The sequence below is a fragment of the Brachybacterium tyrofermentans genome (assembly GCF_039526165.1).
GTDB lineage: Bacteria > Actinomycetota > Actinomycetes > Actinomycetales > Dermabacteraceae > Brachybacterium > Brachybacterium tyrofermentans.
On the sequence record NZ_BAAAIR010000046.1, the window covers coordinates 1 to 13,647 of the forward strand.

The 13,647-nt window shown below is 69.6% G+C and carries 11 protein-coding genes; 4 read left to right on the top strand and 7 right to left on the bottom strand.

Annotated features, from left to right (window positions below; translation table 11 throughout):
• From ABD093_RS14130 to pta, 4 genes are all read right to left on the bottom strand, one after another.
• Positions 1–619 (bottom strand): hypothetical protein (locus ABD093_RS14130; protein WP_343925346.1); only part of this gene is annotated, 619 nt, incomplete at its 3' end.
• Between the two features lie 112 nt (positions 620–731).
• Positions 732–1,277 carry a hypothetical protein gene (locus ABD093_RS14135; protein WP_193117771.1) on the bottom strand — a complete coding sequence of 182 codons (546 nt, stop codon included), beginning with the start codon at positions 1,275–1,277 and terminating at the stop codon, positions 732–734.
• Between the two features lie 185 nt (positions 1,278–1,462).
• Positions 1,463–2,731, bottom strand: coding sequence for an acetate kinase (locus ABD093_RS14140; protein WP_193117772.1), 1,269 nt, complete (start codon positions 2,729–2,731; stop codon positions 1,463–1,465).
• A gap of 79 nt (positions 2,732–2,810) precedes the next feature.
• On the bottom strand, positions 2,811–4,949 hold the full coding sequence (gene pta, locus ABD093_RS14145) for a phosphate acetyltransferase (protein ID WP_377802314.1): 2,139 nt from the start codon (positions 4,947–4,949) through the stop codon (positions 2,811–2,813).
• A gap of 163 nt (positions 4,950–5,112) precedes the next feature.
• Between pta and ABD093_RS14150 the strand changes: the two genes are divergently transcribed.
• From ABD093_RS14150 to guaA, 3 genes are all read left to right on the top strand, one after another.
• The gene (locus ABD093_RS14150; RefSeq protein ID WP_193117774.1) at positions 5,113–6,102 is read left to right on the top strand and encodes an SURF1 family protein; all 990 of its coding nucleotides are present in this window, start codon (positions 5,113–5,115) and stop codon (positions 6,100–6,102) included.
• Between the two features lie 3 nt (positions 6,103–6,105).
• Positions 6,106–6,525, top strand: coding sequence for a DUF3817 domain-containing protein (locus ABD093_RS14155; RefSeq protein ID WP_343925351.1), 420 nt, complete (start codon positions 6,106–6,108; stop codon positions 6,523–6,525).
• A gap of 219 nt (positions 6,526–6,744) precedes the next feature.
• Positions 6,745–8,346 (top strand): glutamine-hydrolyzing GMP synthase, encoded by a 1,602-nt coding sequence (gene guaA / locus ABD093_RS14160; protein WP_343925353.1) that lies wholly within the window; start codon positions 6,745–6,747, stop codon positions 8,344–8,346.
• A 191-nt stretch (positions 8,347–8,537) separates the two neighbouring features.
• Here guaA and ABD093_RS14165 read toward each other — a convergent pair whose 3' ends face one another.
• Both ABD093_RS14165 and ABD093_RS14170 read right to left on the bottom strand, forming a co-directional pair.
• On the bottom strand, positions 8,538–9,716 hold the full coding sequence (locus tag ABD093_RS14165) for a GNAT family N-acetyltransferase (RefSeq protein WP_343925355.1): 1,179 nt from the start codon (positions 9,714–9,716) through the stop codon (positions 8,538–8,540).
• Between the two features lie 159 nt (positions 9,717–9,875).
• Entirely contained in the window at positions 9,876–11,687 is a 1,812-nt protein-coding gene (locus tag ABD093_RS14170) for an MDR family MFS transporter (RefSeq protein ID WP_343925357.1), read from the bottom strand.
• 176 nt (positions 11,688–11,863) lie between these two features.
• On the opposite strand from ABD093_RS14170, the gene ABD093_RS14175 reads away from it, so the two are divergent.
• Positions 11,864–12,517, top strand: coding sequence for a TetR/AcrR family transcriptional regulator (locus tag ABD093_RS14175; protein WP_319021583.1), 654 nt, complete (start codon positions 11,864–11,866; stop codon positions 12,515–12,517).
• Positions 12,518–12,539: 22 nt separating this feature from the next.
• Here ABD093_RS14175 and ABD093_RS14180 read toward each other — a convergent pair whose 3' ends face one another.
• A complete protein-coding gene (locus ABD093_RS14180) occupies positions 12,540–13,556 on the bottom strand; it encodes an acyltransferase domain-containing protein (protein WP_343925359.1) in 1,017 nt (338 codons plus the stop codon).
• Positions 13,557–13,647: the final 91 nt, after the last annotated feature.

A 13,647-nucleotide genomic window follows, 5' to 3' on the forward strand; every position in this document is an offset into this window, starting at 1 on the left:
CTGCAGCCAGTCCTGCGTGATCGCGGCAACAAGACCGCCACGGAGCGCTGCAAAAACCCCGCCACCAAGCGAACGAAGTCACAAGCGCGATGAGGCCCCAGATGGTCAGCACCAGCGCCGCGAGGCCGAGGATGATCGGGAGCACGATGCCGACACCGAAGCTGACGGCGGTGCTCGTGAAGCCGAGCTCCGACAGGGCGACGGCGTCGGTGCCCTCGCAGTTCACCGAGACCTCCTGGGTCGAGCTCACCATGATCTCGTGCACCTCGTAGTAGGCGACGCCGTCGACGGTGCCCGGCGAATAGGTGCGGTCGCCGGCTTCGACGTCGACATCCGTTCCGTTGATCGTGCAGGAGACGGAGTCGAGATCGTCCGCGGGAACGGCAAGAGTGTACGAGGACCAGGAGGAGGCCTCGAAGGAGTCGCTGCCGGGATCGAGGGGAGTGAGCTCCATGGAGCCGATGCCGGAGACCATCAGCGCGATGAACCCCGCGACGAACGGCATGACGAACAGCCCGACCCCGTTCGCGAGGATGCCGAGTATCCCGAACACCAATCGCTTGACACCGCGGCGCTTGCGAGGCGGCGCTGCGTACCCGTAGGACGACTGGTACATCATGTTCTCCCCCGTGGCCTTCTGCTCCGCATGGTCGCGCGGAGATGTCCGATGGTGCCTCGACGTGCCCGAGGCAGGTCGGGGCCGCCCGGCCCCGTGGCGGGACCGGTGATGGTCAGGACCGCACGCGCGCGATGATCCCCCAGATCAGCAGCCCGAACGCGAGGATTCCGAGACCGATCGGGATCACGAGGCCGACGCCGACGCCGATGAGCGTCCCGATCAGGCCGATATCGGAGACTGCGATGTCGCTGGCGCCGTCGCAGGTGATCGTGACCTCCTGGTCGTCGAGGACCTGGAGGCTGCCCACCTCCGTGTACTCGACACCGTCGACGGTCGTGGTCACGGAGGAGACGTCAGGCTCCCATTCGACGTCCGAGCTGCCGTCGACCGAGCATGACACCGAGGCAGCCTCGGAGGTCGGAACGGACACGTAGTACAACGAGGTCACCGAGGCGTCGAGGGTGGCGGGCGATCCGCCCGTCGACACCGGAGTCGACGACATCACGGCGAAGGCCGCGACGATGGCGCCGGCGACCAAGGGCATCACGAGCAGGCCGATGCCGTTGGCGATGATCCCCAGGATCCCGAAGATGATCCTCTTCAGTCCACGTTTCTTGCGCGGTTCCTGATACATGCCATAGGACGCCTGATACGCCATCTGTTCCCCCTCGATACGTCGTGGTCGATGTCCAGAAGACTACGGGGAGCACGGCGATCTCGAGATGGGGAGCACTGCCCATGCGGAGAGGAGTGCAGGCGGACAGGCCTCAGGCGGCGCCGCGCGTCTCAGGCGGCGCCGCGCGTCTCAGGCGGCGTCGCGGGTCTCAGACTTTGCCGCGGGTCTCAGGCGTCGCTGCGGGCCACAGCGACGGCCTGCTGCGCGATGGACAGCTCCTCGTTCGTGGGCACGATCATCACGAGGGTCTTCGAGGCGGGCGTGGAGATGACCCGGGCCTCCTTGCTGCGGGTCGCGTTCGCCTCGAGGTCGAGCTCGATACCCAGATCCTCGAGACCGGTCAGCAGACGCTCACGCACCATCGGCACATTCTCGCCGATGCCGGCGGTGAACGTCAGCACATCCAGTCCGCCGAGCACGAAGGTGTAGGAGCCCAGGTACTTGCGCAGCCGGTGCACGTACACGTCGGTGGCGAGGATGGCCGCCTCATCACCCGCCTCGACCGCTGTGGTGATGTCGCGGAAGTCGCTCATCCCGCACATGCCCTGCATGCCCGAGCGCTTGTTGAGGATGTCGTCGATCTCGGCGGGGCCGATGCCTGCACGTCGGTGCAGGTGGAAGTAGATGGTCGGGTCGATGTCCCCGGTGCGGGTGCCCATCACGAGGCCCTCGAGCGGGGTGAGCCCCATGGAGGTCTCCACGGCTCGGTCGCCGAGGACGGCGGAGGCCGAGGCGCCGTTGCCCAGATGCATCACGATCTGCCGCAGCTCGCTCACGTCGCGGCCCTGAGAGGCCAGGCGTTCCGAGACGGCCCGGGAGACGTACTGGTGGCTGGTGCCGTGGGCGCCGTAGCGGCGCACCTTGTATTCGGCGGCGATCTCACGGTTCAGGGCGTAGTTCGCGGCGGCCTCGGGGAGCCCGGTGAAGAAGGCGGTATCGAACACGGCGATGTGGGGCACGTCGGGGAGCAGTTCCTTCGCCCCGTCGATTCCGGAGACCGCCGCATAGTTGTGCAGCGGCGCGAGCTTGCCGAGGTCCTCGATGTCCCAGCGCACCTGGTCATCGATGAGCACGGGCTCCGCGTAGCGGGCGCCGCCCTGGACCACCCGATGGCCGACGGCGCGGATCCTGTCGTCGGCCAGGGACAGGCCTACGTCCGCGAACAGCGACTCGACGATCTTCATGCCGGCGGCGTGATCGGGCACCGGCCCCTCGACGCTGGACTCCTTCGCGCCCGCCGCGATGGACGCGGTGCCCTGCTCCTGGCCGACGCGCTCGACGATGCCGGCGGCGTCGACCGTTCCCGTGTCCGGGTCCAGCAGCTGGAACTTCAGGGACGACGAGCCCGAGTTGATGACGAGGACCCGGGCGTCGGCGGTGGAGTCGGCGGCACCAACGGCAACAGCGGCATCGGTGGTGGGGGAGGAATCGGTCATAGGGCTGGGTCAGCTCCTCAGCGGTGAGGTCGGTGGTCGGCGTCGGTGATCAGCGGGTCGGTGACCAGCGGATGGGTGATCAGCCGGTGGGTGAAGCGTGGGAGGTGGAGGAGGCGTCGGGTGCGGAATCGGCCTGGGCCTGGATGGCGGTGATGACGACGGTGTTGATGATGTCGTCGACCAGGGCGCCGCGGGAGAGGTCGTTGACCGGCTTGTTCAGACCCTGCAGGACGGGGCCGATGGCGATCGCGCCGGCGGAGCGCTGCACCGCCTTGTAGGTGTTGTTGCCGGTGTTGAGGTCGGGGAACACGAACACCGTGGCGCGGCCGGCGACGGAGGAGTCCGGGAGCTTGGTCTTGGCGACCGAGGCGTCCACGGCGGCGTCGTACTGGATCGGTCCCTCGACGTCGAGCTGCGGGTTCGCCGAGCGGACCAGCTCGGTGGCCTCACGCACCTTGTCCACGTCGGCCCCGGTCCCGGAGGTGCCGGTCGAGTAGGAGAGCATCGCGATCCGCGGGACCACGCCGAACTGCTCGGCGGTCGCGGCGGACTGCGCGGCGATGTCGGCGAGCTGCGCGGCCGTCGGATCGGGGTTCACGGCGCAGTCGCCGTAGACCAGCACACGGTCCTCGAGAGCCATCAGGAACACCGAGGAGACGATCTGCGCACCCGGCTTGGTCTTGATGATCTCGAAGGAGGGCCGGATGGTGTGCGCGGTCGAGTGGGCCGCGCCGGAGACCATGCCGTCGGCCTCGCCGAGCTGCACCATCATGGTGCCGAAGTACGAGACGTCCTGGATCTTCTCGCGGGCCTGCTCGAGGGTGACGCCCTTCTTGGCCCGCAGCCGGGCGTACTCCGCGGCGTAGCGCTCGACGTGCTCCTCGGACTGCGGGGACACGATCGTCGCCTCGGAGATGTCATGGCCCAGCTGGGAGGCCTTGGCGCGGATCTGGTTCTCGTCGCCGAGGAGGATCAGATCGGCGACGCCTCGAGCCAGGATCGCCTCGGAGGCGGCGATGATGCGCGGATCCTCGCCCTCGGGCAGGACGATGGTCTTCTTCTCCCCGCGGGCGCGGGCCAGCAGCTCGAACTCGAACATCATCGGCGTCACCACCTCGCTGCGGCTCACCTCGAGCGCTGCCAGCACGTCGGCGGTGGGGAGGTGCTCGGCGACGGCGCGGCGCGCGGCGTCCATCTTCTGCGGGCTGCCGACGCTCAGGCGGCCCCGTGTGCGGGCGACCTTCACGGCGGTGTCGAAGGTGGACAGGTCGGTGGCGATCACGGGCAGGTCCTGCTGGACGCCGGAGATCAGGCGCCCCACCTCCTCGGGCACGTCGTAGCCACCGGTCAGCACGATCGAGGAGAGGGCGGGGAAGGTGCCGGACTGCTGCGCCATGATCAGGCCGGGCAGCAGGTCGTAGCGGTCACCGGGAGCGATCACGGTGCAGTTCTCGGTGAGCCGGCTCAGCACGTTGGGCAGGCTCATCGCCGCGATCACCGTGCCGATGGCCACGCGGTCCATCCATTCCGGGTTGCCCTGGAGGAGGGAGCCGTCCACGGCGTCCTTCACCTCCTGCACCGTCGGCGCCATGATCACTGGATTCTCAGGGATCACCGAGACGAGGGCGCCGTCGGCCAGGGCCGCGTCGGACTTCGCGGACACGGCGGTGCGGATCGCCTCGAGGGAATCGGCCTCGGCCCGGTTGACGACCACAGCGATGGGGGAGGCGTGGTGACCGGTGAACTCGCTGAGGGAGACCGCGGCGAGAGCGGCGATCTGATCCGGACTGCGGTCCAGGCCCGACAGCACGATGACGACGGGGGCGCCCATGTTGGCGGCCACCTCGGCGTTGAAGCCCAGCTCGGTGGGATTGGCGAGGTCGTCGTAGTCGCTGCCGAGGACCACGAGCATCGAGAACCGCTCGGCCAGCTCGCGATAGCGGCTGAGGATGCGCTCATGGGCGGTGTCGGGATCGGACAGCACCAGCTGGTGGTCCACGCCGATCGCGTCGTCGTACTCCTGGTCCACTGCTGGATGGCTGGTCAGGAGGTCGACGGCATAGTCGCGCGCACGGTCGGCCTTGACGACGGGGCGGTACACCCCGACGCGATCGGAACGGGAGGCGAGGGCTTCGAGCAGACCGAAAGCCACCATCGACTTCCCGGTCATTCCCTCTGGACTGGCGATATACACACTCTGAGTCACAGGTGCCAGCATAGGCGCGAGCAGCGACCCGGCGTCGGGACCTCCGGCCCAGCGCCCTGCGCATCGTGTCCGTGGGCGTCCGGGCCCTGCGCACCCGGGCGACGTCGCACAGATCTCGTTCCTGCGGCCCACTGTTCCAGGCCGCATCCCAGGTGCGGCTCGTACGATGGCCCGCATGCTCCGCGTCGCCCTCCGCCCCTATTTTCTGGGGCTGCTCGCCCTGATGGTGGTGGCGACCCTTGTGTGCGGTCTGCTCGCCACCTGGCAGTGGGACCGCGCGCACCGGGCGATGAGCGACCAGGCCGCCGGCGCTCAGGAGCTGGGCGACATCCGCGAGGTGGTCGATATCGGCGGCGCCGTCACGAACGAGATCGTCGGCGACATCGTCACCGCGACCGGGCAGTTCGACGCGGAGGAGCAGATCATCGTGCCCGGCCGGTCGATCGACGGCCAGGACGCCGTGATCATCGTCGCCGCGCTGCACGTCCCGCTCGAGGACGGCACCGACGCCCTGCTTCCGGTGGCGCGCGGCTGGGTCGCGGCCGACGCCGTCACCGGACCCGACGGCGAGCTGGATCCCTCGCTCGCCCCGCCGGTGCCGGAGGGCGACGTCGTGGTCTCCGGACGCCTGGAGGCCAGCGAGGCCGCAGCCGGCGGCATCGAGGACGGCGTCGCCGGGGAGATCGCCACGCCCCTGCTGGTCAACGTCTGGGGCTCACCGATGTACTCCGGCTATCTCGCCGATGTGGACCCGATCGACGGCCTGAACCCGATGCCGGAGGCGCAGTCCGCGTTCTCCAAGGGACTGAACTGGCAGAACATCGGCTACTCGATGCAGTGGGTCCTGTTCGGGGCGTTCTTCCTCTACCTGTGGTGGCGCAGCGTGCGCAGCGTGCACCTCGATGAGCTCGAGGACCAGCGCGAGGCCATGCTGGAGTCCCTGGAAGGTGGCCCCGCGGCTGCGTCCGACGAGACGTCGTCGGAGGGGACCTCGTCCGACGAGCCGTCTCTCACCGAGAACTCGTCTGCGGAAGGCGCCGCCCTCCGGGGACCCTCCGCGCTGAGCTCCGCCACTCTGGGGTCCTCCGCCTCGAGCTCGTCGAACCCGAGCTCTTCCACCCCGGCCTCCTCGCAGGCCGCCCCTGCTTCCGACAAGGACGTGTGACCCGTGCCCACTACCCGCCCCCTGGATGAGGTCGCCGTCAGGACCTCCTTCGCCCGCTTCCGCGTCGCCTCGATCGTGGAGGGCATCGCCCTGCTCGTGCTCGTGTCGATCATGATCATGAGGTACGTCGTGTTCGGTGGCGATGCCCCGTTCACCAGCACGTCCGATACCTGGACCTCGATCTCCAAGTCCTGGTCACCGATCCACGGCTTGATCTACATGATCTACGTGGTCCTCGGCTTCGACCTGTGGGTGAAGATGCGCTGGCGCCTGCCGCGCATGGCGCTGCTGATGTTCTTCGGGGTGATCCCCGTGCTGTCCTTCTTCGGGGAGCGCTGGACGCATCAGGCCGTGGAGTCCGACCTCACGCACCGCCCCACCGTGCAGGACGGCGAGGCCGCCACCAGGAACCGCGAGGGCTGAGACCTCCTCGCGTGCGTCGCCCGCGTCGGCCTGCCCCGCCCAGGGAGGGTGGGCGCGGCGTCGCGGAGAACGGTCGGGAGGACGAACACGATCTCGGGCTCGACGTCGGGCTCGACGTCGGGCGTGACGTCCCGCGTGACGTCGGGCGTGACGAGTATTGCCTCCACCATGGACGGGCAGAGATGCATCGGAGTCGTGCGCGCCCGTAGACTCAGCCAGGTGAATGACACCGACCAGCGCCCCGTCCTCGTCGTCGACTTCGGCGCCCAGTACGCACAGCTCATCGCCCGCCGCGTGCGGGAGGCCCGGGTCTACTCCGAGGTCGTCCCGCATTCGATGCCGGCGACGGAGATCCTGGCCAAGCAGCCGCGTGCGATCATCCTCTCCGGAGGGCCCAGCTCCGTCTATGCCGAGGGCGCCCCGCGCCTGGATCCGGCACTGCTCGAGGCCGGCGTCCCGGTGCTCGGGCTCTGCTACGGCTTCCAGTCGATGGCCGCGGCTCTCGACGGCACCGTCGCCCCGACCGGAGTGCGCGAGTACGGCGCCACGCGGCTCGAGGCGCTCGACGGCTCCTCGCAGCTGCTCAGCGCGCAGGACCTCCAGCAGAACGTGTGGATGAGCCACGGCGACTCCGTGACCGCAGCGCCTGAGGGCTTCGAGGTCATCGCGACGTCCTCCGGCAGCCCCGTCGCCGCCTTCGAGAACACCGAGAAGCAGCTCTACGGAGTGCAGTGGCACCCCGAGGTCGGTCACTCCGACCGCGGTCAGGAGGTCCTCGAGAACTTCCTGCACCGCGGCGCCGGCATCGCGCCGTCCTGGACCACCGGCAACGTCATCGAGGAGCAGCTCGAGCGGATCCGTGCCCAGGTGGGCGAGGGCTCCGCGATCTGCGGCCTCTCCGGCGGCGTCGACTCCGCCGTGGCCGCGGCTCTCGTGCAGCGTGCCATCGGCGATCGCCTCACCTGCGTGTACGTGAACCACGGCCTCATGCGCCAGGACGAGTCCGAGCAGATCGAGCAGGCCTTCGGCGACTCCACCGGCGGCGCGAAGCTCATCATGGTCGACGCCGAGGAGCAGTTCCTCACCGCGCTCGCCGGGGTCACCGATCCCGAGACCAAGCGCAAGATCATCGGGCGCGAGTTCATCCGCACCTTCGAGCAGGCCCAGGCGGAGATCCTGCGCGAGCAGGGCGTCGTCGAAGGCGAGGGCGCTGAGGCGCATGCCGAACAGAAGGCGTTCCTGGTGCAGGGCACCCTCTACCCGGACGTCGTGGAGTCCGGCGGGGGCGACGGCGCGGCGAACATCAAGAGCCACCACAATGTGGGCGGGCTGCCGGAGGACCTCTCCTTCGAGCTGGTCGAGCCGCTGCGGGCCCTGTTCAAGGATGAGGTGCGCGCCGTCGGCTCCGAGCTGGGCCTGCCCGATGAGATCGTCTGGCGCCAGCCGTTCCCGGGCCCCGGGCTGGGCATCCGGATCATCGGCGAGGTCACCAAGGAGCGCCTGGACATCCTGCGCGCGGCCGACGCGATCGCCCGCGCCGAGCTCACCGCCGCCAGCCTGGACCGCACCATCTGGCAGTGCCCCGTGGTGCTGCTGGCCGATGTGCGCTCCGTGGGCGTGCAGGGCGATGGCCGCACCTACGGTCACCCCGTCGTGCTGCGCCCCGTCACCAGCGACGACGCGATGACCGCCGACTGGGCCAAGGTGCCCTACGACGTGCTCTCGCGGATCTCCACCCGCATCACCAACGAGGTCAACGAGATCAACCGCGTCACCCTCGACATCACGAGCAAGCCCCCGGGCACCATCGAGTGGGAGTGACATCCTGCTGACGCCTTCCCGGCAGCCCCGCACAGGGCCGCTGGGACTGCAGGGCGTGTGAGCCCGAGCGTGACGGAGCGTGAGCCCGAGCTCGTGCGAGAGCGAGCGTGGCAAAGGTGGGGGAATCCGAATCGGATTCCCCCACCTTTGTTACGTCGGCTACGGCGACGGCAGTGGTGGGGCCGGGGCCGTCAGGCCGTCGGCGGCTCGAGGAGGCGCGAGGGGTGCGCGGCGGCGGAGGAGTGCCAGGACTGCGTGCGCTCGTAGGTCTCCCAGCCCATCGACTCGTAGAGGCCGTCGGCCCCGGTGGGAGAGTCGTCGTCGACCTCGAGGTCCACATGGGTGCGACCGCGCTCGGCCGCGTCGTGGGTCGCGGCGCGCAAAAGGGACTTCGCGATGCCGTGGCCGCGAGCGCTGCGATGCACCCCCAAGTACTCCAGGTAGGTGCCCTCGCCGAGGGTGGCCGTCGCGGGCATCTTCGCCGCGACGAGCCCGCCGGCGGGGAGCCACTGCCCCTCGTGCTCGGTCTCGGCGATCCACCAGTGGTCCCAGGCGGCTTCGTCGGGGCTCTCGATGAGCCGCTGGACGAACTCGGCGAAGGACTCCCGGTAGGAGTTGAAGTGGTCGGCGAAGGACTCCTCGAGCATCCGGTGCACGGTGCGCACGTCCTGGGCCACGGGCAGCCCGGAGCTGTGGCGGTGGACCGGGCGCACGCGGGTGCCCTCCCGCGGTGCCGGGGTGGAGTCCGCCTCCCCAGCGGCGACGGGCCGACGCATGTGCAGCCAGGTGCGCACCATGTCGTAGCCGGCGGCGGCGAGCAGGCGGCCGCGGTCGCTGTCCAGCTCGTTGGCGTCGCAGGAGAGCTGGGTCGACTCCAGCCCACGGTGGCGGGCGAAGGAGCCGCCGACCTCGACCGCCCAGTCGAGCAGGGCGGCGGCGAGGGCGTCGCGATCCGCGACCTCGGTGTCGATCACGAACTGCACGTTGGTGCGGCCCGACGCGCGATCCTCGAGGGCGATCCAGGCGACCGGGGCGCGATCCAGGTCGGGGGAGCCGTCGCCGGTTCTCTCGACCACCACCAGCTGGCGACGCGACCAGGACTTCAGCCCCACCATGCGTGAGCGCAGCCCCTCGAGGTCGGCCGCGCCGTCCGGGGTGTGGCGACGGATGCCCGCCGTCACGAGCGCGGCGACCGGTTCGACGTCCGTCTCGAGCGGCAATCGTGTGGTCAGCCGTCCCTGGAGGGAAGGAGGCATCGTGGGCGGGAAATGATCGACGAGGAGCACCGGTTCATGGTGCCACGCGGGGCCCCACCAGGTCAGGAAAAGGGGCCGGGATGGGGAGAAGGGATACACGATCGAGAGGTTCATACCGGATCCCGGGGTGCTAGATCCCGGGTGCTTGATCCCGGGTGCTGGACCCCGAGAAGCCCGCCTCGGCGAACCAGGGCGGGCTTCTCGGGTGTGCTGCCGGGGGTCGGCGGCGAGGTTCCGGCGTCAACGTCCTGTCGGAGCGGTCGCCGGCAGGCGTCAGCGGTCCGTGGACCGCACCAGACCACCGTCGGCGTCGCGGCGGGGAGCTTCGTCCGCAGGCTCGACGGCCGGGATCTGGCCGGTGTGCGGATGCTCCTCCTGCGGCTCCGTGCCGGTGCCGGCGAGGTCCGCCGCAGCGTCCGTGCCCGGCTGCGCAGCGGCCTCGTCGGCCGTGTGCAGGGTGTCCCGCAGGGGCACCTGCCTGACGAACAGCGACAGCACCAGGGCGATGGCCACGAAGGGCAGCGCGGTCAGGAACACCATGTGCATGGCGTCGCCCATGCCCATCCGGATCGGGTCCACGAGGAACGCGGGGAGCTTCTCGAGGGCGGCGGGGTCGAGCACTGCGGACTCCAGCGCCGAGCTGTCGATCTCTCCGCCGGACTGCTGGAGCGCGGCCATCTGCTCGGCGGGGATCTTCTCGAGCTGCGCCTGGATGGAGGTGGCCATCTGCGCGGTCATCACGGTGCCCAGCACAGCGGTGCCGATCGTGGAGCCGATGTTGCGGAAGAACTGGATCGCCGCGGTCGCGACACCCAGCTCGCGCTGGGCCACGACGTTCTGCACGACCAGCGTGTAGACCTGCATCGACAGGCCCAGACCCAGACCGATGACGATCATCGCCGCCGTCAGCTTCAGCTGCGAATCGCCGTACTGCATGCGGGACAGCAGCCAGTAGCCGGCCACCAGGACGATGCCGCCGAGGACCAGGAACTCCTTGTAGCGGCCGGTCTTCGAGATGAGCAGACCGACCAGGATGGAGGTGACGATCATGGCCACTGACAGCGGGATGAGGATCGCGCCGGAGTTGGTGGCGGAGACGCCCATGACGCCCTGGGCGTAGACGGGGATGTAGATGATCGCGCCGAACATGGCCACGGCGATGGCGAAGGACGCCGCCACGGACAGCGCCACGATCGGGCGCAGCAGCAGGTGCATCGGCAGCAGCGGCTCGGCGACCCTGGTCTCGATGACCACGAAGGCGATGAGGAAGACCGCGGCGATCGCATACATGCCGATGATGACCGAGGAGTCCCAGGCGTAGTCCCCGCCGCCCCAGGTGGTCGCGAGCAGGGCGATGACCATGCCGGGCGTCAGGGTGAGCATCCCCAGGAAGTCGACCTTGCCGTGCTGGGTCTCCGTGCTGAGGTGCAGGAACCGCAGGATGAACGCGAAGGCGACGACGCCCACGGGGAGCATCAGGTAGAACAGCCAGCGCCAGCCGAAGTTGTCGGTGACGGTGCCGCCGAGGAGCGGCCCCACCACGGAGCTCACACCGAAGACGGCGCCCATCATGCCCTGGTACTTGCCACGCTGGCGGGGCGGGATGATGTCACCGATGATCGTCTGGCTCAGCGGCATGAGCGTGCCCATGCCGAGCCCCTGCACGGCGCGGGCGAAGACCAGGAACCAGAAGTCCGTGGCCATGCCGGCCAGGATCGAGCCGATCATGAACACGGCGAGGCCGCCGAGGTAGAACCAGCGGCGTCCGTACAGGTCGGAGAGCTTGCCGACGATCGGCACCGCGACGGCGGAGACCAGCATCGCCGCGGTGGCGATCCAGCTGTAGTGCTCCACGCCGCCGAGCTCGGCCACGATGCGGGGCATCGCGGGGCCGACGATGGTCTGGGACATCGAGGCGACGAACATTCCGAGCATGAGGCCGACGAAGACGAGCTTGCCCTGTCGGTCGAGGCCGGTGAAGGCCTGGGGGTCGGGGGTGCCGGGGCCGGATGCGCCGGTGCTGGATCCGGTGGTGCCGGGCGCAGGGGTGCCGGACGCCGCCACAGGGGTCGATGCTGTGCTCACTGAGCTCCTCGGAGGAACGGACGGAAGGATGGGGGAGATTCTCGGGCGGGAAGATCTCGTCCGACGGCCGCAGCGCATCCTTGAGCCTCGACCGGGCCACTCTAGCGAACTGTTGCATTGACTGCACTATTTTATCGAGTGCAGATCCTGTGATGTGCCGGACCTACGATGGGGGCGTGAACGCCTCCTCGTACCCTTCCGTCCCTCCCGACCCGCTCGTGGAGGAATCCGATGACGCCGGCGACGACCGACTCGGACTGCGGGAGACGAAGAAGCGTCAGACCCGCCTCGCGATGCACCGGGCGGCGGTCGAGCTCGTCGCCGAGCACGGCTTCACCCCGGTGACGGTCGAGATGATCGCCCGGAGGGCCGGGGTCTCCACCCGCACCTTCTTCAACCACTGGGTCACCAAGGACGCCGCGGTGCTCGGCGTGGTTCCCGGGGAGTCGCGGGAGATCGCCGCGAGCCTCCGGGCCGAGCTCGAGGTGCACGGGCCGCGCGACGCCCTGCGGCACGTGCTGCGCGACGTGCTCGCCGGCATCCCGGCGGACCCGGAGCTGCGCGACCTCAAGAAGCAGGTGATGAGCAAGGAGCCGCGGCTGCACACGATCTCCTCCGGCAACCTCATCGAGGTGCAGTCGGAGCTGGTCGAGGTGCTCACCGAGGCCATGGACGGGGAGGACGCCCGCATGCGCGCGGTCATCGTCGTGCAGGTGGGCTTCGCCCTCACTCGCAGCGCCTTCGGCTTCTCCATGTCCACGGGTATGGATTTGCCCTCGGCCTACGACCGCGTGATCGAGCTCTACGACGCGGGTCTCCAGGACGACTGACCGCGCCCGGAGCCCGTGCGGGTTAGCGCACCAGGCGACCGAGCCCGCTGTCCCAGCCGCGACCGTCGGCCAGGCGCTCGCCGACGACCCGCTCGAGCCGGGTGGTGCGCGGCAGCGCGGCGGCGTCGTACGGGGGCAGCGCGTGGAAGACGAAGAAGGCGGCACCGTCCGCGCCCGGTGAGGTCGAGACGATCTCCCAGCGGTCCACGAAGGCGCCGATGTTGGACTCCGTGCCGAGCTCCTCGACGAGCGTGCGGTTCATGAGCCACGAATCGCAGAGGAACTCGTGGCCGAAGGCGGGGGCATCCTGCGGGCGGCTGCGGTCCGCGGTGTCCGCCAGATCCCCGAAGTTCTCCGTGAAGAAGGCGGTCGCCCGGTCGAAGGAGTCCTCGACCGCGGCCGGGCCGAGCGATCCTCGTGCAGGGATATGGGTACCGATCACCCAGCGCTCCCGCGCGGTGCCCTTCTCGGCGCGATGGAGGTCGAACTGCAGGCGGCCGAGGTGCACGAGGCGGCCGCGCCAGTTCAGCGCCATCCAGCCCAGCTGGTGCAGGCCGAGGCGTCCGGTGCTCAGGCGGTGCACGCGCATCTGCTGGCCGAGGTCCGCGAGCACCTCCCAGGACTGCTCCGCGGTCAGCCCGCGGGCCTCGTGCCAGGCGCGCACGGTGCTCGTGCTCACGGCCAGGGCGAGGATCGGGATCAGGCCCTCCCCGGGCGCCAGACGTGCTTGCAGCGCCGTGTGTGCGACCTTCACGGCCTCGAGGTCGACGGTCGGGACGTCCAGCCCGGCCGCGGCACGCAGCTGGTTCGCGGTGGTGGTGATCGCGGCGAGGATCTCCGCGTCGGCCGCCGCCCGCCCGAGCAGCGGAGCGAGATCCTCATGGTCCTGCCCGGTGATCCCGAGCCGCTCCAGCAGAGCGGGGGCCGACGGCGCGGTGAGCATCGTCGCGACCGCCTCGGGGGAGAGCTCGTCGGAGGCTCGGACGGAGGCCGGCGGATCGCCGATGATCTGGGGGCGCGCGTCGCGGCGATCTGTCATGTGCCCAGAGTATCGCCCAGCGGACTCCGACTGTGATCTGGGCCGCTACGATCTCAGGGTCGAGACCACGGACCTGTCGGGCAGAGCCGAC

What these genes read in the sequence shown, in the direction of transcription:
- ABD093_RS14135 (WP_193117771.1), bottom strand. Translation starts at nt 1,277, where the DNA reads ATGGCGTATCAGGCGTCCTATGGCATGTATCAGGAACCGCGCAAGAAA.
- ABD093_RS14140 (WP_193117772.1), bottom strand. Translation starts at nt 2,731, where the DNA reads ATGACCGATTCCTCCCCCACCACCGATGCCGCTGTTGCCGTTGGTGCC.
- pta (WP_377802314.1), bottom strand. Translation starts at nt 4,949, where the DNA reads ATGCTGGCACCTGTGACTCAGAGTGTGTATATCGCCAGTCCAGAGGGA.
- ABD093_RS14150 (WP_193117774.1), top strand. Translation starts at nt 5,113, where the DNA reads ATGCTCCGCGTCGCCCTCCGCCCCTATTTTCTGGGGCTGCTCGCCCTG.
- ABD093_RS14165 (WP_343925355.1), bottom strand. Translation starts at nt 9,716, where the DNA reads ATGAACCTCTCGATCGTGTATCCCTTCTCCCCATCCCGGCCCCTTTTC.
- ABD093_RS14180 (WP_343925359.1), bottom strand. Translation starts at nt 13,556, where the DNA reads ATGACAGATCGCCGCGACGCGCGCCCCCAGATCATCGGCGATCCGCCG.